Below are 25,491 nucleotides of genomic sequence, written 5' to 3'. Positions count from 1 at the left end.
ATAGTAGGAGGAGTGAGATGGAAGGAATCATTTTTTACTGGTTTATGTGGTTAGGGTGGGTCGTGGTCACTTTCATAATGAAAAAAAACAAAAGTCGATTGAAATTAGCGTTTTTCCTATTAGTTACAATATTAATAAGCAAGGTTTTTCTAGTTGTTTCTACTTTTTATATAAATTGTTCATTAATCATGTTTTTGTTATTAGGATATTATTTAGCCGTGAAAAATAAACGAAAACTAGTTACTTTTTATTTGACCAATTTAACATTAACATTTGCTTACGCAGGTATCATGTTATTTCACATTTATGATCCTGTTTGGTTTGTATTTGATTACCGCCTAATTGTAAGTTTGATTGTCAGCTTTCTTGCTATTTACTTGGGCAAGAATTCTTCCCAACGATTTACATTTTATTTGATTTCAGTTTCTCAAGGGGAGTTTTTATATTGGTTGATTATGAGTAAATTCCATGATCAGGTAACATTTGGTACTGCTGCCTTTTTAGATATGATTGTAATTGGTTGTGCAATGATTTACTTATGGACAATTTTGCAACAGTTTACATTATTAGTAGAACAATCACTACACAGATTTCAAAAACAAACAAAGGAGAAGCAAGGATAATATGAGTGAATATACGTTACCAGTGCTTTTTGGAGTTGTTGTTGGGGTATTAACAAGGCTTCATATGCTTAGAACAGATTATAGACAATACCCCACTTACTTGCATGGGAAAATCATCCATGTTGCCCTTGGATTTATTGCAGCTGGCCTAGGGACCGTTGCGGTACCTTCTATTATGGAAGAGGATTTTACAGCGATTACGTTTTTAACTTTAGCTGCTTCTCAATTTAGAGATGTAAGGAATATGGAAAGAAATACACTAACTGTTCTAGATGACAATGAGCTTGTGCCTAGAGGGAATACATATATAGAAGGAATTGCCATTGCGTTTGAAAGTAGAAATTATCTAGTCATATTCACTTCACTTTTAACTACTTTTGCTTACTTAGTACTTAATATTTACGTCGCTATTATCGTTGGGATTATTTGCTTTATTGTTTGTCGTAAACTCATGTCTGGAAGTAGAATAAAAGATCTTGTAGACATAAAATTTGTAGAACCTCATTTTGAAGGTGCTGGACTATATGTTGACAATATCTATATCATGAACATAGGTATCCCTGAAAAGCAACAGGCTATCCTTAAATATGGAATGGGGTTTGTTTTAACACCTAAAAATGCCAACTCAAAAACAACCATTGCGAACCTGGGGCAACGACAAGCAATTCTTCATGATGTGTCTACTGCATTAGGAGTTGTTCGTGATTCTGGAGAGCCTGCACTTGTGCCCTTAGCCAAAAGAGATTTAGATGACGGACGCCTTGGAGTGTTTGTTTTACCGCAAGATCGTGATGTTGAAAAAGCCATACAAGTGATTGGAGATACACCGACCCTTGAAAATGCAATAAGAATGCCATCTGAAGCGAAGGCGAACCGTCAAGGAGGGGAATAAATTGAGTGCACTCGAAAAGTACATATTGGCTATTATTACAACTGATAAAACAAAAGCAGCTGGTGGAACCGCAATTTTTATTTGTAAAACACAGGAAGAAATGCACTTTTACGCGAAAAATTTAGAAGCAATATTAGATGGAATTGCACATGGTATTGGAGATGACATGTATGTAGTTGTTAAACACTAAGTTGTGAAATGAAGTAATGTCTGATAATATATAAAAGTTAAGCCCTTCTTTTCAAGCAGAAGGGTTTCTTTTATAAGAGATTTTATTTTTGTATTTTGTGGTAGTTTATATTTAGCCATATAGGCTAATGAATACATATATGAGTTTAACTTTAAGTCCAATTTTTTTCTCTTACTATCAGGAAAATGAATGGTGGTATTAGAAAATGGACCGAAACGTTTGTAGGAATTTTTCGTATACGTTTGTAACAAGATGTCTACTAGCCTTTTATAATCGTTACTTCCTTTTACTTTTTTAGGGATCTCTCAGGAAAAGTGATGTATTATGAAACGGGTTTGATATGAACATTACCATAATTGTAACTCTTATGATAAAAAAATGAGTTTATATAAGTCAGGATGGTGTAACTTATGGCAAAACCAGTTATAGCAATAGTTGGAAGACCAAATGTAGGTAAGTCAACAATATTTAATCGTATTGTAGGAGAGCGTGTTTCTATTGTTGAAGATATCCCAGGTGTTACTAGGGACAGAATATATAGTTCTGGGGAATGGTTAACTTATCAATTTAATATTATTGATACGGGCGGAATAGATATTGGGGACGAGCCATTCTTAGCGCAAATCCGTCATCAAGCAGAAATAGCTATTGATGAAGCTGATGTAATTGTGTTTTTAACAAATGTTCGTGAAGGGGTTACGGCTGCTGATGAAGAAGTAGCTAAAATTTTATATCGATCCAATAAACCGGTTGTATTGGCAGTTAACAAGGTAGATAATCCTGAAATGCGTGCAAATATTTATGATTTTTATTCGTTAGGATTTGGAGAGCCATTTCCGATCTCAGGCTCTCATGGTTTAGGTTTGGGGGACTTATTAGATGAGGTTGCAAAACATTTTAAAAGTCCGGGAACTGACGATTACGATGAAACCACAATAAAATTTTCCCTTATTGGCCGACCAAATGTTGGGAAATCCTCCCTCGTTAACGCGATATTAGGAGAAGACCGTGTTATCGTAAGTGACATCGCAGGTACTACTCGTGATGCGATTGATACAGTTTATAAATATGAAGGACAAGAATTTGTTATCATTGATACTGCAGGTATGAGGAAAAAAGGAAAAGTATATGAAACAACAGAAAAATATAGTGTCCTTCGAGCATTAAAAGCAATTGATCGCTCAGATGTTATCTTAGTTGTAATAAATGGAGAAGAAGGAATTATTGAGCAGGACAAGCATATTGCTGGATATGCTCATGAAGCTGGAAAAGCAGTAGTAATTGTTGTGAATAAATGGGATGCTGTAGAAAAAGATGAGAAAACAATGAAGGAATTTGAAGTTAATATACGTGATCACTTTAAGTTCTTAGATTATGCTCCAATTGTATTCCTATCAGCTTTAACTAAAAAGCGAATTCATACGTTAATGCCTCATATCATTCTAGCTAGTGAGAATCATTCAAGAAGGGTTCAGACAAATGTTTTAAATGATGTAGTAATGGATGCTGTTGCAATGAATCCAACTCCAACACATAAAGGCAAGCGATTAAAAATATTCTATACAGCACAAGTAGCTGTAAAACCACCTACTTTTGTTGTTTTCGTTAATGACCCAGAATTAATGCACTTCTCGTACGAACGCTTCTTAGAAAACCGTATTAGGGCTGCATTTGAATTTGATGGTACACCTATTAAGATTTTCGCTAGAGAACGCAAATAATACCCAAATCTTATTGTTTGAAGGGTTGGTTATGATTTAAAAGCTAAAGTAACAGGTAATCCTGTTACTTTTTGTTAAGATTGTTGGTGGAAAGGTGTGATAACATGGAACAAATTACGGTAGTAGGTGCAGGGAGCTGGGGCACAGCACTAGCCATTGTTCTTGCTGACAATGGGCATCGTGTAAAGTTATGGGGACATCGTCCTGAATTAATAAACGAAATTAATTCGACACGAAGAAATGAAAAGTATCTCCCAGGTATTGACCTCCCTGAAAACATTGTTGGTTATTCGAATTTTGAAGAAAGTTTAAAAGAAGTACATACTGTTATATTAGCTGTGCCAACAAAGGCAATACGTCAAGTTCTTAAAGATATGATTAAGGTTAAAAAAGAACGCGTAACGTTTGTTCATGTTAGTAAAGGAATTGAACCGGATACTTTGCTGCGAATTTCAGAAATTATTGAGGAAGAAGTGCCACCTCAGCTTTTAAAAGATATTGTTGTCTTATCTGGACCAAGTCATGCAGAGGAAGTTAGTCAACGCCATATCACAACCGTGACTTCTTCATCGAAAAATATGAAAGCGGCTGAATACATACAAGACCTATTTATTAATCAAAATTTTCGTGTTTATACAAATCCAGATATTATCGGTGTGGAAATTGGTGGGGCATTAAAAAATATTATTGCACTAGCCGCAGGGATCACAGATGGACTTGGCTATGGAGATAATGCGAAAGCTGCTCTTATCACAAGGGGATTGGCCGAAATTGCACGTCTAGGTAGTAAAATGGGAGGAAACCCTTTAACTTTCTCTGGACTAACAGGAATTGGAGATTTAATTGTAACGTGCACAAGCGTTCATTCGAGAAATTGGCGTGCTGGCAATCTTTTAGGTAAGGGTCATAACCTTGACGAAGTGTTAGAAAACATGGGGATGGTTGTAGAAGGGGTAAGAACGACAAAAGCAGCTTATCAGCTTGCTGAAAAATACGATGTGAAGATGCCAATTACTGAAGCGTTATATGAAGTGTTATTTAACGGTAAATCTCCAAAAGAAGCGGTTGATTCGTTAATGGCTCGTGTTAAAACCCATGAAATGGAAGACCTAGTAAATATCATGGAGAATCGTTAATTTAGGTGACGTATAAACATCATTCAGCATATGATAACAAGAAAATAAAAACAAAGAGAACAATATCCTATAAGGTTTATGATTACTTCGTTTATGGATCGTATGATTTTTGTCCATTTAATCCTAAAAGCCTGTACATTATCTAAAGTGAAAGTTTAATGGCGTAACTAGGCATTAGATGATACAAAACATAATACTTCCGCATAAAATGCATGGTAGTCAAATAAGAGTTGTTCTTATAGTTTGGGTACTATTTAGTCGGTTCTGTGGCTGAAGTAAAGTTCGTCCCCTCTTTACTTCAGCTTTTTTTTGTTTAAACATTTCATTAAAGTATTTAAATAAACTTTACCTCCTTGGACAAGCCTCTAAAAGTATAATATAATCAACCATGGAGTTCGACATTATTTATTTTTTTGTTGTTTAGTCTTAATATTTCTTGAGCTTTTTGTATGAGGAGGAGTCTTTATGAGTGTAGCCCTTATGAAGATGTGGATTTCATTTGCATCAATGGCTTTTATGTTTATCTCAATTTTACTCATTTATTTAAGTCGCTTTAAGTTAAAAGGTATAGTTAAAGTAATTGTTTCAGTTTTTGCCTATCTTTTTATGATTCTAGCAGGGTTAATTATCTTATTCGTTGTTTTTACTGGACCTGTATCGGAATAATACTTAATAAAAGGATGTTATTTAGAATGAAACTCTATAAAATTTTGCTAGTGATTTTTGGTTGCATCCTTTTATCTGGATGTCTTTACCCGGAAGAAAAATTACAGAAAAACACCGTACCTTATGATGACCAAATAACGGCTGTGCAGAAGTCTGTAGATCAATATCAACAAGATACAGGTGGGTTGCTGCCAATCAAAACAAAGGATATGTCAACACCTATTTATCAAAAATATCCTATTGATTTTTCTGCAATAACACCTAAATATATGGCTGAGCCACCTGGTACAGCCTATGAAAGCGGTGGAATTTACCAGTATGTGTTAGTGGATGTAGAAGAAGATCCAACTGTTAAATTAATTGATTTACGCATTTCTGAGGAAATACATGAGTTGACGATCAAATTAAATGTCTACCGTCAAGCGAATGGATATCCACCATTTGAAGATCTTATTACAAACGATATCTATACATTAAACTATGAAAAATTAGGTTATAAAGAGCCCCCAATGATTGAGAGTCCATATTCAGGAGAATATTTACCTCTAGTTATAGATAAAGAGGCAAAAATTTATGTGGATTACCGCATCGATCTATCCAAAGCTTTACAAGATAGTCAGCACAGCTTTAAGCCTGGCGATGATATTCGCGGTGTTCTTGTAGACGGGAAACCATTTGTGCCTGCCTATTCCTTACCTTATACAATAAATGATGCTGGCGAGCCGATCTTTGATACGGAAGGCCATTAAATTTAAAAAAATTTTAAAAATAAGTCATGAACCCTTCTTAGGAGAATACACTCTAAAAGAAGGGTTTTCTTTTTTCGCTTTTATGACCAATGCCTAATTTGGTGAATACCTAAAAAAATTTAGAAACAAAGTCATAAATAAATAGGACAATGTCATACATATATAGTGTCCTATAAGAAAACGGATAAGCTTTATCCCAATATTGTATGATCGGGAGGGGATCACTTGGAAAAAGTAGATATTTTCAAGGATATCGCTGAACGAACTGGTGGCGATATATATTTAGGAGTAGTTGGTGCAGTTAGAACAGGTAAATCTACTTTTATTAAAAAGTTCATGGAATTAGTCGTACTACCTAACATTGACAATGAATCTGACAAAGCTAGAGCTCAAGATGAATTACCACAAAGTGCAGCTGGTAAAACAATTATGACTACTGAGCCGAAATTTGTCCCGAATCAAGCAGTTTCTATCCATGTAGATGAGGGGCTTGATGTCAATATTAGATTAGTAGATTGTGTAGGTTACACAGTTCCAGGAGCAAAAGGGTATGAGGATGAAAATGGTCCTCGCATGATCAACACTCCATGGTATGAAGAGCCAATACCTTTTCATGAAGCAGCAGAAATTGGTACACGTAAAGTTATTCAAGAACATTCAACACTAGGATGTGTCATTACGACAGATGGTTCCATCGGTGACATTCCACGCCATGATTACTTAGAAGCTGAAGCTAGAGTTATTGAAGAGTTAAAAGAAGTAGGAAAGCCGTTTATTATGATTATTAATACGGTTCATCCTCATCACCCAGAAACAGAAGCCCTTCGCCAAGAATTAAATGAAAAATATGATATTCCTGTTCTCGCAATGAGTGTTGAAAGCATGAGAGAAACAGATGTCATGAGTGTTCTAAGAGAATCACTATATGAGTTCCCTGTACTTGAGGTAAATGTAAATCTTCCAAGCTGGGTAATGGTATTAAGAGAAGATCATTGGTTAAGACAAAGCTATCAAGAGGCTGTTAAAGATACAGTTAAAGATATTAAGAGGTTACGTGATGTAGACCGTGTTGTAGGTCAATTCAGCGAGTATGACTTTATTAATAGAGCAAGCTTGGCTGGTATCGAAATGGGGCAAGGAATTGCCGAGATTGACTTATATGCTCCAGATGATCTTTATGATCAAATCCTTAAAGAAGTTGTAGGGGTTGAAATTCGAGGTAAGGATCATTTGCTTCAGCTAATGCAAGACTTTGCTTATGCGAAGGCAGAATATGATCAAGTTTCTGATGCACTCCGAATGGTGAAACAAACAGGTTATGGTATTGCTGCGCCAGCCCTTGCGGATATGAGTCTTGATGAGCCTGAAATTATTCGTCAAGGTTCTAGATTCGGAGTTCGCTTAAAAGCTGTTGCACCTTCCATTCATATGATCAAGGTGGATGTTGAATCAGAATTTGCGCCAATTATAGGCACAGAAAAACAGTCAGAAGAACTTGTTAGATACCTTATGCAAGACTTTGAAGATAATCCACTTTCTATCTGGAATTCGGATATTTTCGGACGCAGTTTAAGTTCAATTGTACGAGAAGGTATACAAGCAAAATTATCATTAATGCCTGAAAATGCTCGTTACAAGCTAAAAGAAACATTAGAAAGAATTATCAATGAAGGCTCTGGCGGTTTAATTGCCATCATATTATAAAGATTTGACCTCTATTCTAAGAGGTCTTTTTTTGTTTCCATAGAAAAATACTCTAACATCCTGTATATAGGTGATATGTGAAGATATTTAGGTTTATATAAGCCTCTGATGTCCTACATTTTCTCTACTGAAAATATTTTAAGAAAAGTAACACTACAAAAAAATGTCATAAATTGCCTTGTGTTGAAACGTACGTTCGCGAAAAAAGCGTAAATCCTTGATATAAGTGGTTTTTTTATTCGGTAATTGCTTGATTCACTTGAATGATTGTGTTAATCTTTTTAAAGAAATTGTTTTCTCTATTGGTCGATTCTTCCTAAATAACCAATATTCGTGATGAAAATCATTGAAATATGTAGAAAAATCGTATAAGATAAGCGTGTTGATAGTAATATCACGATATCATGTATACAATTAATCAAAACTGTGAAGAAATGAAGACTAATAAGAGTTCCATCCCTTTGGGAGGAGGTGAAAGGCATGAATAAAACAGAACTTATCAACGCAGTAGCAGAAGCTAGTGAGTTATCTAAAAAAGACGCAACTAAAGCAGTTGATGCTGTTTTCGATACAATTTTAGATGCACTAAAAGACGGTGATAAAGTACAACTTATCGGTTTCGGTAACTTTGAAGTTCGTGAGCGTGCGGCTCGAAAAGGTCGTAACCCACAAACTGGTGAAGAGATTGAAATTGCTGCAAGCAAGGTGCCTGCTTTCAAACCAGGTAAAGCACTTAAAGATGCAGTAGCAGGAAAATAAGTTTAATTTGTCATGTAATTACTATTACATACAAGCTTTCTTCACAGAGCCCCTTATTTAAGGGGCTTTTCATTTGGAAATAAACCAATTCCTCTAAGTTAATCCACTTTGCTTTTCATCCTTTAATTATGCTAGAATCTCTACAAATGAATGTCCAGGAGGTCCCAAAATGGGTGAAGTTAATTTTGAACAGATTGAACACGCTGTTAAATTGATTCTTGAAGCGGTAGGGGAAGATCCTAATCGCGAGGGCTTAATAGATACACCAAAGCGAGTGGCGAAAATGTATGCTGAGGTATTCAGTGGGTTAAATGAAGATCCATCTGAACATTTTCAAACGATTTTTGGGGAAGATCACGAAGAGCTTGTATTAGTAAAGGATATCCCGTTTTATTCAATGTGTGAACACCACCTCGTGCCTTTCTATGGAAAAGCTCATGTATCATATATACCTAAAGGTGGAAAAGTGACAGGGTTGAGTAAGCTTGCACGTGCAGTAGAGGCAGTAGCGAAACGACCACAATTACAGGAGCGGATTACATCGACCATAGCTGATAGTATTAATGAATCACTTGATCCACACGGAGTAATGGTCGTTGTTGAAGCCGAGCATATGTGTATGACAATGAGAGGGATAAAAAAACCTGGAGCTCAAACGGTTACGTCTGCTGTAAGAGGGGTTTTCCGAAAGGATGAAGCATCCAGAGCAGAGGTACTATCTTTGATTAAAGGATAAATATCTATAAATACAGGTTGGAAGCAAAAACATATTAATAGGTTTTACTTAACAGGAATGGTATGATAGGTAGGACAACATTCTGTAAATAGGCAGGTGCAGGGATGAATCAAAAAAATGACTTCGTTGTGATTAAAGCAATTGAAGATGGTGTTCATGTTATCGGGCTGACAAGGGGTTCTGATACACGTTTCCATCATTCGGAGAAACTAGATAAAGGTGAAGTGATGATTGCTCAATTTACTGAGCATACATCAGCAATCAAAATAAGAGGTAAAGCGCAAATTCAAACTGGAATTGGTGAAATAGAGAGTGATTCTCGTAAATAAGCAGGTTCTCCTGCTTTTCTTTGCGTTTAACGGAGTTTAAGTTTACATATCAAAAAATAACAATTACCCATAATTGTGGTATAATGGTACATGCTTAAATTTCTTCTTAAAAATGATATATAATATATAAAGTAACATTGATAAGCAGTATTAGAAAAGTGGAGTGAGAAAGTATGCATATGTCCCCTTTTCTAGATTAGGCAGTACTATGTTTTAGTTTAAGAAACAATGCATGAATTAAATTAGAGATAGAATGTTATTTTGGGGACAAGGGTGATTTATTTGCAGGACATCGAAGTACATTTAGCAAAATTAAAAACAGCACTAGAGGAGAAACTTTCACATCCCTATTTAGCAAAACATTTACCTTCACCTACAATCGACGAAGATAAATTGCTACTTTTTTATGCAATTTTTGATGAGATAGATCTTTCGGAGAACCTAAAAGAAAGCTATATAGTGACAGCTATGCTTGTTCAGATTGCCCTTGATACACATGATGATGTTTCGACAAAGACTGCTATCGAACCTGGAGAATTTGTACAAAGACAGTTAACTGTTCTTGCAGGTGATTATTTTAGCGGATTATATTATTTATTACTATCAGAAGTTAAGGATATTAAGATGGTTCGAACATTAGCCTTGGCTATTAAGGAAATCAATGAACATAAAATAAGACTTTATTATCATGATGAAGGAAAAATGAGTTCATCTATAGATAGTCTTCAAGTAGTTGAAACAAGTCTTTTTCAACGAGTAGCTGATCATTTTAAACTTGACTTTTATAACATGCTCAGTACTCAATTCTTAACATATAAAAGACTATCTCATGAGAAATTTCAGTTAGTACAAGATGGAGGTTGTGATCATTCTGTTAAAAAACCGTCATTTTCTATTCACTTTTTAACAGAAGCATGTAATTTGTACTTCGAGAAAACTGCATCACTACTTGATAAAGGATTCCAAAAGGCTCCTTCTTTAAAAAGTCTGTTGATAGAACGTCTTCATACAATTCGTTTTCACGAAGCACTACTACATGATAATAAGACAGTGGAAGAAGGTTTGTAATATATGAATCAGTCTAAAGAAGAAAGAGTGCATGGGGTATTTGAGAAAATTTATCAAAATTACGATCAAATGAACTCTGTAATAAGCTTTCAGCGCCATAAGGCTTGGAGAAAAGAAACAATGAAACGGATGAACGTTAAACCAGGTCAAAAAGCTCTTGATGTTTGTTGTGGCACAGCTGATTGGAGCATAGCACTATCAGAGGCAGTAGGACCAAATGGCAGTGTCACCGGTCTTGACTTTAGTCAAAATATGCTTAAAATTGGTCAACAAAAGATTATAGACCTTGGTTTACAAAATGTTAACCTTATTCATGGGAATGCGATGAAACTTCCATTTGAAGACAATTCATTTGATTTTGTCACGATTGGGTTTGGACTAAGAAATGTACCAGATTATATGCAAGTGTTACAGGAAATGAACCGTGTCTTAAAGCCGGGTGGAAAAGCAGTATGTTTAGAAACCTCCCAACCTACCTTACCGATTTTTAAACAATTTTTCACGATTTATTTTCGTTATATTATGCCTATTTTTGGGAAGGTATTTGCTAAGAGCTATAAAGAATATTCTTGGTTACAAGAATCAGCACGAGATTTCCCTGGAATGGTTGAATTAGCAAAAATGTTTCAAACAGCAGGCTTTAAACAAGTTGAAGTCAAAGCTTTTACCGGCGGAGTTGCTGCTATGCATTTAGGAGTCAAGGCAAAAGAAAATAATTAAAAATAGATGGCATGACCACTTTTATGTTTAAAGAAATGTGAGTAATATTGCTTCTCTTTTAACATAGTGGTCATTCCTATTTATATATGGTGGAAGTGTGGAAGTTAGGAATTCATTAACTCAGGGTTTAAGGTGAAAACGTATGAAATTAAAAGCAATGTATTCATTTTTAAATAATGATCTAACAATAATTGAAAAAGAGCTTGAGAAGACTACTGTTTCAGAGTATCCTCTTTTAAGACAAGCAAATCTGGAGTTGCTGCAAGCAGGAGGGAAGCGAATTCGTCCTGTTTTTGTCTTGCTTTCAGCAATGTTTGGTAACTATGACATAGAGCGAGCAAAGCATGTAGCTGTTGCACTTGAGACAATACATATGGCATCTCTCGTACATGATGATGTGATAGATGATGCAGAATTAAGAAGAGGCAAACCTACTGTTAAATCCAGATATGATAATCGTATTGCTATGTATACAGGTGACTATCTTTTAGCACGTTCATTAGAAGTAATGACAAACATTGAGGATCCTTTGGCTCATAAAATCTTGTCTCAAGCCATTGTTGACGTATGTTTAGGAGAAATTGAGCAAATAAAAGATAAGTATCAGTTTGATCAAACACTAAGAACCTATTTAAGACGTATTAAGAGGAAAACGGCATTGTTAATTGCCGTTAGTTGTCAATTAGGAGCAGTTTCGACAGGCGCTTCAGAAGATGTACATCGCAAGCTCTATTGGTTTGGTTATTATGTAGGGATGTCATTTCAAATAACTGATGATATTTTAGATTTCACTTCGACTGCGGAAGAATTAGGTAAACCAGTAGGAAGTGACTTATTACAAGGGAATATCACGTTACCAGTACTATTTGCTCTTGAAGATCCTACAATGAAAAGAGAAATAGAAAAAATTTCAATGAAAACAACTCCAGTGGATATGGAACCGATTCTAGAAAAAATATTAAATTCCGAGGTGATAGAGAAATCTGCACAAGTTAGTGAAAAATATCTTCAAAAGGCATTTCGTATATTGGAGGAATTACCTAAAAATCGGGCGCGATCGACTCTTCAAAGTATTGCAAAATATATTGGAAAAAGAAAATTTTAATCTTTTCTAAAATTCTCCATCCCATGATTGAAATATATTACCTCTCATGATATTATTTTTTTGGGGTATGAAAGCCTATACATAAATTTCTATGGGGTGGAGATGTTATTATGGAAAAAACATTTTTAATGGTTAAACCTGATGGGGTACAACGACAACTTATAGGGGAAATTGTCGGTAGATTTGAAAGAAAGGGCTTTCAGTTGGCTGGTGCGAAATTAATGACCATTCCTGTTGAACTTGCTGAAAAGCACTATGGAGAACATAAAGGAAAACCCTTTTACGAAGAACTAGTTCAATTTATTACTTCTGGACCAGTCTTTGCCATGGTTTGGCAAGGTGAAAACGTTATTGAGTTATCAAGAAAAATGATGGGGAAAACAAACCCAAAAGATGCTGAACCTGGAACAATAAGAGGAGATTATACGATGTTTGTTAGCAAGAACATAATTCACGGCTCAGATTCACCTGAAAGCGCAGAACGAGAAATCTCACTTTTTTTCCAAGACAATGAACTAGTGGAATATGATAAGACATTAAATAGTTGGATTTATTAATATGGGGAAGCTGGCATATGCCAGCTTCTTTTTATATACACTAAGAGAGAAAATCAAATAAATGACAAGTTTCAACACTTTTCTTTAAAAATTGAGCAAATTCTTTGAATTTTAAGCTATACTATAAATTATTATTCTTATTTCTAAGGTATTTGAAATCATAAAGTTTTAATAGAGAACCATTATGGTGATTACAGGGTGTTAGATATAGTAATCCCTTATTTATTAGAACGACCTTCAAACATCTACTAGTTAAAAGGAAATGTAATAGGAGAGTTGACCCATGGTTGATCAGGATTACGAACTGTTTATTAAAAACATCAAGGAAAAATCAGGAATTGATCTTTCTCTTTACAAAGAGGCTCAAATGAAAAGAAGATTAATTTCACTTTATGAAAAGAGGGGATTTTCAAGCTTCTCAGAATTTTATGGCGGAATTAGTAAACAAAACGAACTTTACTTTGAGTTCTTAGACCGAATGACAATAAATGTTTCAGAATTCTACCGTAACTATAAAAGATGGCAGGTGCTTGAAGAAAAAATTCTTCCCAAACTATTAGAAAAGAATGCTAATTTGAAAGTGTGGAGTGCTGCATGCTCCACAGGTGAAGAACCATATACAATTGCGATGATTCTTTCTAAGTTACTTCCTCTTTCTAAAGTAAAGGTTCTGGCAACTGACATTGACGAAAATGTCATTGCAAGGGCTAAACTCGGGATTTATCCTGAACGTTCCTTAAATGAGGTACCTGACGATATAAAGCGGAAGTATTTCAAGAAAGAAGGAACAAATTATATCGTGAACGAGGATATAAAAAAAACAGTGACATTTAAAAAACAAAATTTATTATCAGATCCATTTGATTCAAATTTTGATTTAATTGTCTGTCGAAATGTATTGATTTACTTTACAGAAGAAGCTAAAGAGGTATTATATATGAAATTTAGCAACGCATTAAAGCCTAATGGAGTGTTCTTTGTTGGAAGCACCGAGCAGATTTTTAATGCAGACCGTTTTAACTTTACTTCAGTAGATACATTTTTTTATCAAAAGAAGTAAAAACTTGCTATTTTTTTCATGTAACTTATGATATATTTGTACTTAAAAGCGTTAGTGCGTTGAAGGGAGAGAGAACAAATGAGATATTTAACAGCTGGAGAATCTCACGGGCCACAATTAACTGCAATAGTCGAAGGTGTTCCATCAGGTTTAAATTTAACTGCGGAAGCTATTAACATCGATTTAGCACGAAGACAAAAAGGGTATGGCCGCGGAAGAAGAATGCAAATTGAAAAAGATCAAGTTCAAATTTTAGGTGGAGTAAGACACGGGAAAGCGTTAGGATCACCAATCTCCCTTGTTGTTGAGAATAAAGATTGGAAGCATTGGACAAAAATTATGGGTGCGGAACCAATAACTCCAGAAGAAGAGCAGGAGGTAAAACGCCAAATAACTCGTCCTCGTCCAGGCCATGCAGATTTAATTGGTGCTATGAAATATGGACATAGAGATATGAGAAATGTATTAGAGCGTTCCTCTGCTCGTGAAACAACAGTTCGAGTGGCAGTTGGTTCGTTAGCTAAACAAATTCTAGCTGAATTAGGGATTAAAGTGGTAGGTCATGTCCTTGAGATAGGCGGAGTTAGAGCAGAGAACAAAGAATATCAAGATATTGATGATTTATTAGCCGTAACAGAAGAGTCACCAGTTAGATGTTATGACCGTGAAGCTGAAACGAAAATGATGGAAGCAATTGACAATGCTAAAGAAAATGGAGATTCTATTGGAGGAATTGTTGAAGTTGTTGTTGAGGGCTTACCTGCTGGAATAGGCAGTTATGTTCATTATGATCGCAAGCTTGATAGCAAAATTGCAGGTGCCATCGTGAGCATTAATGCATTTAAAGGTGTTGAATTTGGTATAGGGTTTGAAGCAGCTCGTAAGTTTGGAAGTCAAGTCCATGATGAGATACTGTGGAATGAGGAAGAAGGCTACACAAGAAGAACAAATAGATTAGGTGGTTTTGAAGGCGGAATGACAACTGGAATGCCTGTTGTAGTTCGAGGAGTTATGAAGCCAATTCCAACACTATATAAACCATTACAAAGTGTTGATATTGATACAAAAGAACCTTTCACAGCTAGTATTGAACGCTCTGATAGCTGTGCAGTGCCAGCAGCAAGTGTTGTTGCGGAAGCTGTTGTAGCTTGGGAGATCGCAAACGCGATTGTTGAACAGTTTGGTTTGGATCGTATGGATCTTATTAAAGAAAATGTTGAAGAAATGCGAAAATATTCGAGGGATTTCTAATGAAGTCAATTGTCATCCATACACAAGACTCAACTTATCCAGTTATTGTCGGTGAAGGTGCAATAAATGAACTCTTAGGATTACTAGAAAATCTGGAACCCTCTAAAGTACTTGTTGTGACAGATACAAATGTTGATCGTTTATATGGTGAGCTCTTACTAGACAAGATTAGACCTATGTACACAACTAGTAAATATGTTATTAATAGCGGAGAAGAGGCTAAGTCTTTTAATGTTTTTTATGAAGTACAAACCTTTGCATTAAAGCAGCAATTAGATCGTAAATCTGTTGTTATTGCGTTTGGTGGAGGAGTAGTAGGTGATTTAACAGGTTTTGTTGCAGCAACTTATATGAGAGGAATTCCTTATATACAAGTACCAACAACGCTGTTAGCACATGATAGTGCTGTTGGTGGAAAAGTAGCAATCAATCATCCTGAAGGAAAAAATATGATTGGGGCTTTTTATCAGCCTAAAGCGGTAGTATATGATAGTCAGTTTCTACAAAGTCTGCCTGTAACAGAATTGCGATCTGGATTTGCGGAGGTTATAAAACATTCTCTTATTAAAAGTGAATCATTCTATCAATTTTTGGTTAACGAAATACAACAGTTAAAAGACATCACAACTGAAAGGTTACAACGAATGATACTTGAAGGTATTCAAATCAAAGCAGATGTTGTAACAAAGGATGAAAGAGAATTAGGTTTACGTGAAATTTTGAATTTTGGCCATACTCTAGGTCATGCAGTTGAGGCAGAGGCTGGCTATGGAAAGCTTTCACATGGAGACTGCGTAGCAGTAGGGATGTTATTTGCTACCTGGTTAAGTAATAAATTATTACAAGCAGACTTGCCATACCGTGAGTTAAAAACATGGTTTGATACGATAGGTTATCCAGTAGAGGTCCCTGATTCATATGCAACCGAGCAATTAATAGCCAAAATGGTTAAAGATAAAAAAACTAAATCTAATCAAATTAAAATGATTTTATTAGAACGTATTGGAGAAACAACTTCTGCAACTTTCAGCAAAGAGGAGCTACATTCCTTACTTGACGAGTGGAGAGCAGGAACGGGGGGAAAGCGTTGATTAGGGGAATCCGAGGAGCAATAACAGTCGGTGAAGATAATGAGCGTCATGTTATTGATGCAACAGAAAAACTGTTACAAGAAATGATCCAAAAAAACAATGTAGATCCTGAGAACGTCGCACAGGTCCTTATAACGGTAACACATGATTTGACATCAACATTTCCTGCAAAAGCATTAAGAAATTTTGAAGGTTGGGTCTATGTACCGGTCATGTGTATGCAAGAAATACCAGTTCCAGGAAGCCTTGAAAAATGTATAAGAATTATGATGACAGTAGAAACACCTATAAAGCAAGAACAAATTTTTCATGCTTATTTAGAAGGTGCGACAGTGTTAAGACCAGATTTATCAAAGTCCTAACAGTGTATGGCTCCCTTAAAAGTAGTTAGAAAATTTGGAACAGTGTTATATCATTCTTGACAGTAAAGAGAAAGTTATAATAACATAATGTAGAAGATTATGATTAATTAGATGAGTAGAGTTAAATAGTTTAGGGTAGTAGAGAATGAGTCAAGTTTAGCTGAGGTTTTTTTCGTAAAGGCACAAGTCTACCCAAAAACCATCGTGTTTTTGGGTTTTTATTTTCATTCATATAGCTTGCGAAGGTTTTGTTGTTAGTTTAATTTTAACAATTCCTTAGCCTTGTTTAAGTATATATGTCAAGAGATAAGTGCTTAATAATCTTCAACCTTTAATAACCTCCTAAATACTCGTTCTCCAAAACATATTGGAGGAGTGAGTTACTATGAATTTTTCTTCTTTTTCCACTTTTTGTGAAGATAGCAAGCATTATCGCACCATCCCCATCGTAAAAAAATATATCGTGGATACGTTCACGCCAATTCAATTATTTCAACTTTTTAAAGAAGAGGCTGTTTATTTACTTGAGAGTAAGGACTCAGAATCTAGCTGGTCCAGATATTCATTTATTGGTTTAAATCCATTTTTATTTATTGAAGAAAACCACGGAGAGTTTTCTATTCTGAACGAACAAAGAAAAACGATATCAAAATCAAATTCTATTACAACAACCTTTAAACAACTCCAAGATCATTTAGCTATTAAGTTACCAGATTTAGAGATACCTTTTGTTGGGGGAGCCGTAGGATATATTGGATATGACACAGTTTCTATAATTGAAAAAGTTGAAAAGCATGAAACGAATGATTTAAACCAGCAAAATTGTATGTTTTTTGTTTGTGAAACGGTTATTGCGTTTGATCATCAAGAAAAACAGCTTTATTTTATTCACTACGAAAGAGTAAATGGTACCGAAGATGAGTCAAGGTTAAAGGCTACGTATCAACTAGCTGAAGCAAAGCTGAACAAATTTGAAAGCATGCTAAAACAAAAACCTCAATCAGAGCATTTACCACTAGCAGTTTCGGATTCATTTGATGTCAATTTTGATGAAATTCAATCAAACTATGAAAAAGGCAAGTTTTTAGAAGATGTTGAGAAGGTAAAAGAATACATTCGTGCAGGGGATATTTTTCAAGGGGTACTATCACAAAGGTTTGAAATTCCAATTTCAACAGACGGTTTTTCACTTTACCGAATTTTACGTATTGTAAATCCCTCACCATATTTATTTTATATTCGAATTAATGACACAGAGCTTGTCGGCAGTTCTCCTGAAAGACTTATTTATATTCAAAATAAACATCTTGAAATTCATCCAATTGCCGGGACAAGAAGAAGAGGAAAAACTGTTGAAGAAGACTTATTTTTCGAAGAAGAATTAAAGAATGATGAAAAGGAAAGAGCAGAGCATTATATGCTGGTTGATTTGGCACGAAATGATTTAGGTAGAGTTGCTGAATACGGAACAGTTAAAACTCCTACGTTAATGGAAGTTGGTCGTTTTTCACACGTGATGCACCTAATTTCAAAGGTTACGGCTCAATTAAAAGAAGAAGTACATCCAATGGATGCATTATTATCTTCGTTTCCTGCTGGAACTGTTTCAGGGGCTCCGAAAATACGAGCTATGCAAATTATTCAAGAATTAGAACCGACAGCGAGAGGAAGTTATGCAGGTTGTGTTGCCTACGTTGGTTTTGATGGAAATGTAGACTCTTGTATTACGATCCGAACGATTACAGTCAAAAATAATGTAGCCTATGTTCAAGCTGGTGCAGGGATCGTTGTGGATAGTGTACCTGAACTTGAATGGAAGGAAACATGTAATAAAGCGAGCGCTATGTTGAAAGCAATCCAATTGGCTGAAAAAGTCTTTTCTGAGGAGGAGAAACGTGATGAAAGAACTTCTAGCAACGTGTATTGAGGGTCATACTTTGACTGAGGAGCAGGCTGAGGAAGTAATGAATTCGATCATGTCTGGTCAAGCAACACCTAGTCAAATCGCAAGTTTAGTGTCCATTATGCGTCTAAGAGGCGAAACGGTTGATGAATTGGTTGGCTTTACAAAATCAATGAAAAAACACATGTCTTCTATTAACTATGATTTTGATATTGTAGACACCTGTGGTACTGGTGGAGACGGCTCCTCAACCTTTAATATCTCAACTGCAGCAGCAATCGTTGCATCCTCATTAAAGGTGAAGGTAGCAAAACACGGAAATCGTGCTGTTTCTTCTAAAAGTGGAAGTGCAGATGTTCTTGAGAAACTAGGCGTTAATATTCAAACATCAAAGGAGGAAGCGGTAAAAAGCTTAGACGAAAAAAACATGAGCTTTTTATTTGCACCTATGTTTCATTCTTCAATGAAGCATGCAGTGAATCCTCGTAAAGAAATTGGGTTTCGGACTGTTTTTAATCTACTTGGTCCATTATCAAATCCAGCAAATGCAAAACGTCAAATAATTGGTGTTTTTTCTACGAATTATGCAGAAAAAATGGCAGAAGCGTTAAAACGGTTAGGCGCAGAGCATGTTTTACTCGTTACAGGACGTGACGGCTTGGATGAAATATCTATAACAACAGCAACTGATGTCGTAGAGCTTAAAAATGGACATATATCCAGATACGTTCTTCATCCAACTGATGTTGGACTTGTAGAAGGTGTTATGGATGAGATACAGGTCCAAAATTCAGATGATAGTGCAGAGCTTATCGAAAAAATATTTAGAGGTGAAGCACCAGAAAGTGCAGAGAATATTGTGGCTTTAAATGCAGGTGCAGCCCTTTATGTTGCAAATCATGTTCAATCATTAGATATGGGCGTGTTATATGCTAAAGAAGCGATTAAAAATGGTACAGCTTTAAAGCAATTAAAATCATTGCAGCATCAGCAGGAGGAAAATTATGCTTGAAAATATAATTGAAACAAAAAAAGAAGAAGTTAAAAATTTGATTCTGCCGGAAGATGAAGGCTTACCAAATCACTCTTTTCTTGAGGCCCTAATTTCCTCTAACAGGGATATGGCATTAATTGCTGAAGTGAAAAAAGCATCGCCATCAAAGGGTTTAATTAAGGAAAACTTTGATCCAGTGGAAATTGCTCTTGCATATGAAAAAGGAGGAGCAGATTGTTTATCCGTTTTGACAGATTCTCCTTACTTTCAAGGTAAACGAGAGTACTTAACTGCTATCAAGAAAACTGTAAATTTACCTGTTTTGAGAAAAGACTTTATTATCGATTCTATCCAAATTGATGAAGCGAAACGGATAGGTGCTGATGCGGTATTATTAATAAGTGAAGCTCTTGAACCCGCTGTGTTAAAAGATCTTTATCAATATTCTTATGAATTAGGATTGGATGTCTTAGTAGAAGTGCATGACCAGCATAACTTAGAGCAAGTTTTAAATGTTATTACTCCAAAAATACTTGGAGTAAATAACCGAAACCTAAAAACATTTGAAACGAATATTCAACAATTAGAAGGAATGGCTTCTTCAATTCCAGAAGAAACTTTACTGGTAAGTGAGAGTGGAATTTATACAAAGGAGGATTTAGATTTAGTGAAACAGTACGGAGCTAAAGCTGTACTAGTAGGAGAGTCGTTAATGAGAAAAGAAAATCAAACGTTGGCTGTACAACAATTATTTGGAGAGAGTCTTAATGTCTAAGATCGCATTGAAATTTTGTGGAGTCCAAAGTCTTGAAGATCTTCAAGTAGTCTCAGATTCTATTGCTCAATACATTGGATTCATTTTTGCAGAAAGTAAAAGAAAAGTTAATCCACATTTGGTTGGACAATGGTTAAAAGAAGTTAATACAAAGAAGAAAGTCGCTGCTGTATTCGTAAATCCTACTGTAGAAGAAGTTCATTCTGTTTTAAAACATGTTCCAGTTGATGTGATTCAATTCCATGGAAATGAGACAATCGAACAAATTAATCAAGTCCGTGAGATATATCCAGGTTTTATTTGGAAAGCTCTTCACCATCATGACCATACTTTAGAAGAAATGAAAAAGTATGTAGAGTTAGTTGATGGATTTGTTGTAGATTCAAGAACGAAGGGTCAATGGGGAGGTACTGGTGTTAGTTTTGACTGGGATGCGGTACCTGTTTACCTTGAATTTGCTGCAAAATATAATAAAATTTGTTTTATTGCAGGCGGTGTTAATGAAGAGAATATTTCTAATCTCTTAAACTATCATCCACAGGCTATTGATCTATCTAGTGGCATTGAAGTTGACCGAAAAAAAAGTAAAGAAAAGATTAGACTGATAGAGGAAAGGGTGTTACAACATGAACATATATCCTGATAAAAATGGACGTTACGGCGATTTCGGAGGTCGCTTTGTGCCAGAAACATTAATGAGTCCATTAGCTGAAATTGAACAAGCACATAAAGAAGCAATGCAAGATCCAAGCTTTTTAGAGGAATATTCATACTTATTAAAAGAATACTCTGGCAGACCAACAACGGTCACTTTTGCAGGAAATATAACAAGAAAATTAGGTGGAGCAAAAGTATATCTAAAGCGTGAGGATTTGAATCATACGGGAGCTCATAAAATTAATAATGCCATTGGCCAGGTTCTTTTAGCAAAGCGTATGGGAAAAACTAAGGTGATTGCCGAGACGGGTGCTGGTCAACATGGTGTTGCAACAGCAACTGTTGCTGCAAAATTTGGAATGGAATGTAAAGTGTTTATGGGGGAAGAAGATGTTCGCCGTCAGGAATTAAATGTTTTTCGTATGCAGCTTTTAGGAGCTGAAGTAATTCCAGTGACAAGCGGAAACAAAACGTTAAAAGATGCTACAAATGAAGCGATGAGATATTGGGTACAGCATTGTGAAGATCATTTTTACATTATAGGCTCAGTGGTTGGTCCACATCCTTATCCATATATTGTGAGAGAGTTTCAAAGGGTAATAGGGGATGAAGCAAAGGATCAATTCTATCATATTGAAGGCAGTCTACCAACTAAAGTAATAGCTTGTGTTGGTGGTGGAAGTAATGCAATTGGAATGTTCGCTGCTTTTATACCTGAAGACGTAGAATTAGTAGGTGTTGAGGCTGCAGGAAAAGGTGTTGAAACTGATATGCATGCAGCCACAATTACAAAAGGAACAAGGGGTGTCCTTCACGGTTCATTAACCTATCTACTGCAAGATGAATATGGACAAATAACGGAACCTTATTCCATCTCAGCCGGACTCGATTATCCTGGAATAGGTCCTGAGCATGCACACTTAGCTAATACAGGGCGCGTTAAATATGAAAGTGTGACAGATCAGGAAGCGCTAGACGCATTAGAATTTTTAGCACGTGAAGAAGGGATTTTAGCAGCAATTGAGTCAGCGCATGCCCTTTCAGCAGCTTTCGAACATGCTAAAAACATGGGTAATGAGGAAAGCATCTTAATTTGTTTATCCGGTCGGGGAGATAAAGATGTCCACACATTAATGTCTCATTATAAGGAGGTTGGAAAAGCATGACAGCCCTATTTAAGCAACCTATAAATAATCAATTATTCATTCCATTTATAACTGCAGGAGATCCAAATTCTGAGGCAACAATCGATTTAGCCCTTGCCTTACAAGAAGCTGGAGCATCGGCAATTGAATTAGGGATACCATACTCGGACCCTGTTGCAGATGGCCCTGTCATTCAGAAGGCCTCAAGTCGATCACTAAAAAATGGTATGAATATTGTAAAAGCAATCAAACTTGTGCCTGAAATGCGAAAAAAAGGGTTGAATATTCCAATAATTCTATTTACGTATTATAATCCTGTGTTACAATTAGATCAGGAATCCTTTTTCGCTTTACTGCGGGAAAACACGATAGACGGTTTATTAATTCCAGATATTCCTTTTGAAGAAAGTGAGGAACTTCGAGAAAAATGTAAGGAGTATTCTATTCCATTTATCTCTCTAGTAGCTCCAACTTCTTCTAGTAGAATTAAAATGATTGCAGAGGCAGCAGAAGGTTTTATTTATTGTGTTTCATCATTAGGCGTTACAGGAGTACGCAAAAATTTTGATGATTCTATTGCATCCTTTCTAGAGGAAGTAAGAAAGCATAGTAAAGTTCCTGTTGCTGTAGGGTTTGGTGTTTCCTCAAGGGAACAGGTAGAGCAGCTAGCTCATATGTGTGATGGAGTTGTTGTTGGGAGTGCTTTAGTTCGAGAAATTGAACGACTTCAACCTTCTTTAATAGATGAGAATACACGAAGAGATGCTGTAGAAGAATTTAAGAATTTTGCACGTACCTTTGTTTCGCAATGATAAGCAAAATTTTAATTGCTTTAGATGAAATGAAACTTTATGATAATAAACATTAGAAATGTTTACTTATTAAGGGCTAAGTTAAACTTATGGATTTAAATACAAGAGAAATTTAGTATTCATTCTTAAAGTTTAACGAAGCCTCTATTTAAAAGAGGTGTAATTTATGCGTGTAAAAGAACAATTATTAAGTCTTAAGCCTTATCAGCCAGGAAAACCAATGGAAGAAGTAAAAAAAGAATATAATTTAACAAAAGTTGTGAAGCTTGCTTCTAATGAAAACCCATATGGTTGTTCTCCTAAGGCTAAACAAGCTATTGTAGATGAATTAAATCAGCTTGCGATTTATCCAGATGGATATAGTGCTGAACTTCGTACAAAACTAGCGGCTCACGTAGGTGTCAAAGAACAAGAATTAATATTTGGGAATGGGTCAGATGAAGTTGTTCAAATTATTTGTAGAGCTCTATTAAGCCCAGATACTAATACTGTAATGGCCACACCAACATTCCCTCAATATAAGCATAATGCTGTAATTGAAGGATCTGAAATCCGTGAGGTCCCATTAGTAGATGGTAATCATGATCTAGAAAATATGCTACTGCAAATAGATGAAAAGACAACGGTTGTATGGGTTTGTACACCAAATAACCCTACAGGTACATATGTTACTAAAAACAGTTTACTTAATTTCTTAAATAAAGTGCCTAAACATGTGCTTGTTGTAGTAGATGAAGCCTACTATGAATATGTTTTAGCAGAAGATTATCCAGAAACTGTTGAATTCATTAATGACTATCCTAACTTAATGATTTTACGTACATTCTCAAAAGCTTATGGCTTAGCATCCTTAAGAATTGGTTATGGCATTGCAAATGCAGAATTAATCCAAAAAATTGAGCCGGCTAGGGAACCTTTTAATACAAGCAGAGTTGCTCAGGTGGCCGCTATTGCAGCTTTAGATGATGCTGAGTTTGTGGAAGAATGTAGGGGGAAAAATAAGGAAGGATTACAGCAATTCTACCGTTTCTGTGAGGAACTAAAGCTTCCATATTATCCTTCTGAAGGTAACTTCATTTTAATTGACTTTAATCGAGATTCTGACGAAGTTTTTAATGCATTACTGAAAAAGGGATATATCGTAAGGTCCGGAAATGCTCTTGGGTTTCCTACCCACCTACGGATCACTGTTGGAGATCGTCAACAAAACGAAGAAATTATTGAAGCGTTAAGGGAATTTGTTCAATAAACTTTATCTTAAGGGTACTAATTTATATGATAGATTTGATCCTCATATTATTAGTACCTTCTTTCATAGGTAATGATATATAGCCTCAATTTATGATAGGACAAAAAGGTGATATTTTATGGTAAAAAAAGTGTATATAATAGGTCTTGGATTAATTGGGGGCTCAATAGCATTATCAATTAAGCAAAAAGATCCTTCAATACATATATTAGGTTTTGACATAAATGAAGATCAGGCTAATCTAGCGAAAAGGATTGGGGCCATTGATGAAATCGCCACTAAGCTTTTCCCGGATCTATCATCGGTTGATATGATTTTTCTCTCAACTCCTGTTCAACAAACAACTCAAATTATTGAGCAATTAAAATCAGAACAACTGAAGAAAGATGTTATTGTAACTGATGTCGGAAGTACCAAAGTGAAAATTGTTGAATGTGCAAATCAGCATTTAAATGGAAAAATTAAGTTTATCGGCGGTCATCCTATGGCTGGCTCTCATAAATCAGGAATATTAGCAGCAAAACCACATTTGTTCGAGAATGCTTTTTACATATTAACTCCTTCCCAATATGTAACCCAGAACGATGTTGATTTATTAAAAAGTGTTCTTGAAGGAACGAAAGCTAATTTCATTGAAATGACGCCAAATGAACATGATGAAGTTACCGGTGTAATTAGTCATTTTCCCCATATTGTTGCTGCGAGTCTTGTTTATCAGGCTAAAAATCATGAAGAGCAATTTCCACTTGTTAAGAGGCTAGCTGCTGGAGGGTTTCGAGATATAACGAGAATTGCCTCAAGTAGTCCTTCGATGTGGCGTGATATTCTTCTCCATAATAAAGAACCTTTATTACACCTATTTGATGAATGGATCTCAGAGATGGAGCGTGTAAAAGAGTTTGTTGCAAATGAGGAAGCTGATAATTTATTTTCATATTTTCAATATGCAAAGAAGTATCGAGATGGTCTACCAGAGAAGCAAAAGGGAGCTATTCCGTCATTTTATGATTTATTTGTTGATGTACCTGATTATCCCGGGGTTATTTCTGAGATAACTGGATATTTGGCAAAAGAAAAGATCAGTTTAACGAATATACGAATTATTGAAACACGTGAAGAAATATATGGGGTATTAAGGTTAAGCTTTCAAACAGAACGAGATCGTGAACTAGCGATTGACTGTATTAACAAGTATTGTGCTTATGAAACATTTATTATGTAGGATCTAAGAAAAATA

The 25,491-nt window shown here is 35.5% G+C and carries 27 protein-coding genes; all 27 read left to right on the top strand.

Annotation, left to right across the window (positions count from 1 at the left end; genetic code table 11):
• Positions 1-17: 17 nt before the first annotated feature.
• The 27 genes from D9842_RS11200 to D9842_RS11070 all read left to right on the top strand — a co-directional run bounded on the left by D9842_RS11200 (position 18) and on the right by D9842_RS11070 (position 25,476).
• A complete protein-coding gene (locus D9842_RS11200) occupies positions 18-623 on the top strand; it encodes a YphA family membrane protein (RefSeq protein ID WP_121662609.1) in 606 nt (201 codons plus the stop codon).
• A gap of 1 nt (position 624) precedes the next feature.
• The gene (locus tag D9842_RS11195; RefSeq protein WP_121662608.1) at positions 625-1,515 is read left to right on the top strand and encodes a YIEGIA family protein; all 891 of its coding nucleotides are present in this window, start codon (positions 625-627) and stop codon (positions 1,513-1,515) included.
• 1 nt (position 1,516) lies between these two features.
• A complete protein-coding gene (locus D9842_RS11190) occupies positions 1,517-1,705 on the top strand; it encodes a capping complex subunit for YIEGIA (RefSeq protein WP_121662607.1) in 189 nt (62 codons plus the stop codon).
• Positions 1,706-2,115: 410 nt separating this feature from the next.
• Positions 2,116-3,426: a ribosome biogenesis GTPase Der gene (gene der / locus D9842_RS11185; RefSeq protein ID WP_121662606.1), complete on the top strand. Its 1,311-nt coding sequence runs from the start codon at positions 2,116-2,118 to the stop codon at positions 3,424-3,426.
• Positions 3,427-3,530: 104 nt separating this feature from the next.
• Positions 3,531-4,562, top strand: a complete 1,032-nt coding sequence (locus D9842_RS11180) for an NAD(P)H-dependent glycerol-3-phosphate dehydrogenase (RefSeq protein WP_121662605.1) — start codon at positions 3,531-3,533, stop codon at positions 4,560-4,562.
• Between the two features lie 465 nt (positions 4,563-5,027).
• Positions 5,028-5,228, top strand: coding sequence for a DUF2768 domain-containing protein (locus tag D9842_RS11175; RefSeq protein WP_121662604.1), 201 nt, complete (start codon positions 5,028-5,030; stop codon positions 5,226-5,228).
• 26 nt (positions 5,229-5,254) lie between these two features.
• Positions 5,255-5,977, top strand: a complete 723-nt coding sequence (locus D9842_RS11170) for a hypothetical protein (protein ID WP_121662603.1) — start codon at positions 5,255-5,257, stop codon at positions 5,975-5,977.
• Positions 5,978-6,202: 225 nt separating this feature from the next.
• Positions 6,203-7,681 (top strand): stage IV sporulation protein A, encoded by a 1,479-nt coding sequence (gene spoIVA, locus D9842_RS11165; RefSeq protein WP_121662602.1) that lies wholly within the window; start codon positions 6,203-6,205, stop codon positions 7,679-7,681.
• Positions 7,682-8,161: 480 nt separating this feature from the next.
• Positions 8,162-8,440: a non-specific DNA-binding protein Hbs gene (hbs, locus tag D9842_RS11160; protein WP_034332307.1), complete on the top strand. Its 279-nt coding sequence runs from the start codon at positions 8,162-8,164 to the stop codon at positions 8,438-8,440.
• 169 nt (positions 8,441-8,609) lie between these two features.
• Positions 8,610-9,176, top strand: coding sequence for a GTP cyclohydrolase I FolE (folE, locus tag D9842_RS11155; RefSeq protein ID WP_121662601.1), 567 nt, complete (start codon positions 8,610-8,612; stop codon positions 9,174-9,176).
• A 104-nt stretch (positions 9,177-9,280) separates the two neighbouring features.
• Positions 9,281-9,505, top strand: a complete 225-nt coding sequence (gene mtrB / locus D9842_RS11150) for a trp RNA-binding attenuation protein MtrB (protein ID WP_121662600.1) — start codon at positions 9,281-9,283, stop codon at positions 9,503-9,505.
• A 282-nt stretch (positions 9,506-9,787) separates the two neighbouring features.
• A complete protein-coding gene (locus tag D9842_RS11145) occupies positions 9,788-10,573 on the top strand; it encodes a heptaprenyl diphosphate synthase component 1 (protein WP_121662599.1) in 786 nt (261 codons plus the stop codon).
• A 3-nt stretch (positions 10,574-10,576) separates the two neighbouring features.
• Entirely contained in the window at positions 10,577-11,293 is a 717-nt protein-coding gene (locus tag D9842_RS11140; RefSeq protein ID WP_121662598.1) for a demethylmenaquinone methyltransferase, read from the top strand.
• Positions 11,294-11,435: 142 nt separating this feature from the next.
• Complete coding sequence (gene hepT, locus D9842_RS11135) at positions 11,436-12,398, top strand: heptaprenyl diphosphate synthase component II (protein WP_121662597.1); 963 nt, start codon at positions 11,436-11,438, stop codon at positions 12,396-12,398.
• A 110-nt stretch (positions 12,399-12,508) separates the two neighbouring features.
• Positions 12,509-12,955, top strand: coding sequence for a nucleoside-diphosphate kinase (gene ndk, locus D9842_RS11130; protein ID WP_121662596.1), 447 nt, complete (start codon positions 12,509-12,511; stop codon positions 12,953-12,955).
• 283 nt (positions 12,956-13,238) lie between these two features.
• The gene (locus D9842_RS11125) at positions 13,239-14,015 is read left to right on the top strand and encodes a CheR family methyltransferase (RefSeq protein ID WP_121662595.1); all 777 of its coding nucleotides are present in this window, start codon (positions 13,239-13,241) and stop codon (positions 14,013-14,015) included.
• Positions 14,016-14,093: 78 nt separating this feature from the next.
• A complete protein-coding gene (aroC, locus tag D9842_RS11120) occupies positions 14,094-15,266 on the top strand; it encodes a chorismate synthase (RefSeq protein ID WP_121662594.1) in 1,173 nt (390 codons plus the stop codon).
• Positions 15,266-16,357: a 3-dehydroquinate synthase gene (aroB, locus tag D9842_RS11115; RefSeq protein ID WP_121662593.1), complete on the top strand. Its 1,092-nt coding sequence runs from the start codon at positions 15,266-15,268 to the stop codon at positions 16,355-16,357. The genes aroC and aroB overlap by 1 nt, the downstream gene beginning before the upstream one ends.
• Positions 16,354-16,719 carry a chorismate mutase gene (aroH, locus tag D9842_RS11110; protein WP_121662592.1) on the top strand — a complete coding sequence of 122 codons (366 nt, stop codon included), beginning with the start codon at positions 16,354-16,356 and terminating at the stop codon, positions 16,717-16,719. The genes aroB and aroH overlap by 4 nt, the downstream gene beginning before the upstream one ends.
• A gap of 385 nt (positions 16,720-17,104) precedes the next feature.
• Positions 17,105-18,646 (top strand): anthranilate synthase component I, encoded by a 1,542-nt coding sequence (gene trpE / locus D9842_RS11105; RefSeq protein WP_121662591.1) that lies wholly within the window; start codon positions 17,105-17,107, stop codon positions 18,644-18,646.
• Entirely contained in the window at positions 18,615-19,634 is a 1,020-nt protein-coding gene (trpD, locus tag D9842_RS11100; protein ID WP_121662590.1) for an anthranilate phosphoribosyltransferase, read from the top strand. The genes trpE and trpD overlap by 32 nt, the downstream gene beginning before the upstream one ends.
• Positions 19,627-20,391: an indole-3-glycerol phosphate synthase TrpC gene (gene trpC / locus D9842_RS11095; protein ID WP_121662589.1), complete on the top strand. Its 765-nt coding sequence runs from the start codon at positions 19,627-19,629 to the stop codon at positions 20,389-20,391. The genes trpD and trpC overlap by 8 nt, the downstream gene beginning before the upstream one ends.
• Positions 20,384-21,034 carry a phosphoribosylanthranilate isomerase gene (locus tag D9842_RS11090; RefSeq protein WP_121662588.1) on the top strand — a complete coding sequence of 217 codons (651 nt, stop codon included), beginning with the start codon at positions 20,384-20,386 and terminating at the stop codon, positions 21,032-21,034. Before trpC ends, D9842_RS11090 begins: the two co-directional genes overlap by 8 nt.
• Positions 21,018-22,214: a tryptophan synthase subunit beta gene (gene trpB, locus D9842_RS11085; protein ID WP_121662587.1), complete on the top strand. Its 1,197-nt coding sequence runs from the start codon at positions 21,018-21,020 to the stop codon at positions 22,212-22,214. The genes D9842_RS11090 and trpB overlap by 17 nt, the downstream gene beginning before the upstream one ends.
• Positions 22,211-23,005, top strand: a complete 795-nt coding sequence (gene trpA / locus D9842_RS11080) for a tryptophan synthase subunit alpha (RefSeq protein ID WP_121662586.1) — start codon at positions 22,211-22,213, stop codon at positions 23,003-23,005. Before trpB ends, trpA begins: the two co-directional genes overlap by 4 nt.
• Before the next feature lie 166 nt (positions 23,006-23,171).
• Entirely contained in the window at positions 23,172-24,254 is a 1,083-nt protein-coding gene (hisC, locus tag D9842_RS11075) for a histidinol-phosphate transaminase (RefSeq protein WP_121662585.1), read from the top strand.
• A 118-nt stretch (positions 24,255-24,372) separates the two neighbouring features.
• Entirely contained in the window at positions 24,373-25,476 is a 1,104-nt protein-coding gene (locus tag D9842_RS11070; protein ID WP_121662584.1) for a prephenate dehydrogenase, read from the top strand.
• The last annotated feature ends 15 nt before the right edge of the window (positions 25,477-25,491 follow it).

Origin of the sequence: Metabacillus litoralis, from assembly GCF_003667825.1 — a bacterium.
Lineage (GTDB): Bacteria > Bacillota > Bacilli > Bacillales > Bacillaceae > Metabacillus > Metabacillus litoralis_B.
The sequence above is the reverse complement of the archived record's forward strand: the minus strand, read 5'-3'. Positions and strand labels throughout refer to the sequence as shown.